Below are 202 nucleotides of genomic sequence, written 5' to 3' on the forward strand. Positions count from 1 at the left end.
AGGAGTCTGGGCCGTGTCTCAGTCCCAGTGTGGCTGATCATCCTCTCAGACCAGCTACTGATCGTCGCCTTGGTGCGCTCTTACCACACCAACTAGCTAATCAGACGCAAGCCCCTCTGTTGGCGATTAATCTTTTACCTCTCGGCTCATCCGGGATTAGCAGTCGTTTCCAACTGTTGTCCCCGTCCAACAGGCAGGTTCT

Annotated in this window: 1 rRNA gene; it reads right to left on the reverse strand. The window is 54.5% G+C overall.

Annotated features, from left to right (window positions below):
* Nucleotides 1-202: ribosomal RNA gene (locus PL9214_RS29405) — 16S ribosomal RNA — on the reverse strand; the annotation flags it as partial.

Origin of the sequence: Planktothrix tepida PCC 9214 (assembly GCF_900009145.1) — a bacterium.
GTDB classification, from domain to species: Bacteria; Cyanobacteriota; Cyanobacteriia; order Cyanobacteriales; family Microcoleaceae; genus Planktothrix; species Planktothrix tepida.